General features: G+C 36.8%; 2 protein-coding genes. Both read left to right on the top strand.

All coding sequences use genetic code 11. From position 1 onward, the window contains the following. Positions 1 to 140 precede the first annotated feature (140 nt). The gene (locus tag E4K64_RS39410; RefSeq protein ID WP_015979259.1) at positions 141 to 1,718 is read left to right on the top strand and encodes an AAA family ATPase; all 1,578 of its coding nucleotides are present in this window, start codon (positions 141 to 143) and stop codon (positions 1,716 to 1,718) included. After that, positions 1,715 to 2,605, top strand: a complete 891-nt coding sequence (locus E4K64_RS39405; protein ID WP_000735931.1) for an HNH endonuclease signature motif containing protein — start codon at positions 1,715 to 1,717, stop codon at positions 2,603 to 2,605. Before E4K64_RS39410 ends, E4K64_RS39405 begins: the two co-directional genes overlap by 4 nt. Positions 2,606 to 2,765 lie beyond the last annotated feature (160 nt).

Genomic DNA, 2,765 nt, shown 5'->3' with positions numbered 1-2,765 from the left:
CTACAATACGATGCCCCGTTAAGTTCAATACTACTAATTTTTAGATGGAAAACGTATGTAATAGAGAGTAACTTAAAAGAGAGATCCTGTGTTGCCGCCAAATAAATTGCGGTTATTTTAATAAAATTAAGGGTTACTATATGTTGGAGTTTAGTGTTATTGAAAGAGGCGGGTATATTCCTGCAGTAGAAAAAAATAAGGCATTCCTACGAGCAGATGGTTGGAATGACTATTCCTTTGTTACAATGTTTTATCTTACTGTCTTTGATGAGCATGGTGAAAAATGCGATATCGGAAATGTTAAAATTGGTTTTGTAGGTCAAAAAGAAGAAGTAAGCACTTATTCATTAATAGATAAAAAATTCAGTCAACTCCCTGAAATGTTTTTTTCCTTAGGTGAAAGCATTGACTACTATGTTAATCTCAGCAAATTAAGCGATGGTTTTAAACATAACCTTCTTAAAGCTATTCAGGATTTAGTAGTATGGCCAAATCGATTAGCCGACATTGAAAATGAAAGCGTCCTTAACACCTCATTACTTAGAGGGGTAACTCTTTCAGAAATTCATGGACAGTTCGCACGTGTGTTAAATGGTTTGCCAGAATTGTCAGATTTCCACTTTTCATTTAATAGAAAAAGTGCTCCCGGATTCAGTGATTTAACTATACCTTTTGAGGTGACGGTTAATTCTATGCCCAGCACGAACATTCATGCTTTTATCGGGCGGAATGGGTGTGGTAAAACAACAATTTTGAATGGAATGATTGGTGCAATCACCAACCCAGAAAACAATGAATATTTTTTCTCTGAAAATAATAGACTTATCGAGTCAAGAATCCCAAAGGGATATTTTCGATCGCTTGTTTCAGTTTCGTTTAGTGCATTTGATCCTTTTACTCCTCCTAAAGAACAACCTGACCCAGCAAAAGGTACACAATACTTTTATATTGGACTCAAGAATGCTGCCAGCAATAGTTTAAAATCACTAGGCGATCTCCGCTTAGAATTCATTTCAGCATTTATTGGTTGTATGAGAGTAGATAGAAAAAGACAACTCTGGCTTGAAGCTATCAAAAAACTAAGTAGTGATGAAAACTTTTCAAATATGGAACTCATCAGCCTCATTTCTAAATATGAAGAGTTAAGACGTAATGAACCACAGATTCAAGTGGACGATGATAAATTCACTAAATTGTTTTATGACAATATCCAGAAATATCTGCTTCGAATGAGCTCTGGACATGCAATTGTTTTATTTACTATCACAAGATTAGTAGATGTCGTTGGCGAAAAGTCATTAGTTTTATTCGATGAACCAGAGGTTCATCTGCATCCACCTTTGCTCTCTGCTTTTTTACGAACATTAAGCGACTTACTCGATGCACGCAATGGTGTAGCAATAATTGCAACTCATTCCCCAGTAGTACTGCAAGAGGTTCCAAAATCCTGCATGTGGAAAGTCCTACGGTCAAGAGAAGCAATAAATATTATCCGTCCGGATATTGAGACATTCGGTGAGAACTTAGGTGTTTTAACTCGTGAGGTGTTTTTACTTGAAGTGACAAATTCTGGATACCACCACTTATTATCGCAGTCCGTTGATTCAGAGCTTTCTTATGAAACCATTCTAAAAAATTATAATGGTCAGATAGGATTAGAAGGTCGAACCGTTTTAAAAGCGATGATAATGAACAGAGATGAAGGTAAAGTACAATGAAAAAACTACCTCTTCCAGCGAGAACTTATAGCGAAATGCTTAATAAATGCTCGGAAGGTATGATGCAGATAAATGTTAGAAATAATTTCATTACTCACTTCCCCACTTTTTTGCAGAAAGAACAACAATATAGAATATTAAGCTCGACAGGTCAGTTATTTACCTACGACAGGACACACCCTCTTGAGCCTACAACCTTAGTAGTTGGTAACCTGACAAAGGTTAAATTAGAAAAGCTTTATGAAAATAATCTCCGAGATAAAAACAAACCCGCTAGAACATATTACGATGACATGCTTGTTTCATCAGGTGAAAAATGTCCATTTTGTGGTGATATAGGACAGACAAAAAATATAGATCATTTTCTTCCTATTGCACATTATCCTGAATTTTCGGTGATGCCTATTAATTTAGTTCCATCGTGCCGCGACTGCAATATGGGAGAGAAAGGTCAAGTTTTCGCAGTAGATGAGGTACACCAAGCGATTCATCCCTATATCGACAAGGACATTTTTTTTCGTGAGCAATGGGTATATGCAAATTTCGTTTCCGGAACTCCGGGTGCTATCAGTTTTTATGTTGAATGCCCGGCGAACTGGAGGCAGGAAGACAAACACAGAGCTCTTCATCATTTCAAGCTATTAAATATTGCTAACAGGTATCGTTTGGAGGCAGGGAAGCACTTGAGTGAAGTGATTACTCAAAGAAACTCTTTCGTAAAAGTTATAAGGAAATATAGTTCAACCGCAACGTTTCAGCAGCTACAGTCAGAATTTATTGAAGCAAATCTGAAACCTATTATAGATTTGAATGACTTCCCCAATTATTGGAAAAGAGTTATGTATCAGTGCCTAGCAAACTCGGAAGATTTTTTCAGAGGGATCTAGAATATGATGAAAGATAGAAAATTACGACGCTTATCGGAAGTGAACGAATACTTTTTATATGAGGAGGGCTGTTTTTACAAAATCCGGTAGTAACTTGCTAACCAATTCCTAGGCAGGTCATTGGCAACAGTGGCATGCACCGAGAAGGACGTTTGTAATG

It is taken from the genome of Bradyrhizobium frederickii (assembly GCF_004570865.1).
Classification (GTDB): Bacteria; Pseudomonadota; Alphaproteobacteria; order Rhizobiales; family Xanthobacteraceae; genus Bradyrhizobium; species Bradyrhizobium frederickii.
The sequence above is the reverse complement of the archived record's forward strand: the minus strand, read 5'-3'. Positions and strand labels throughout refer to the sequence as shown.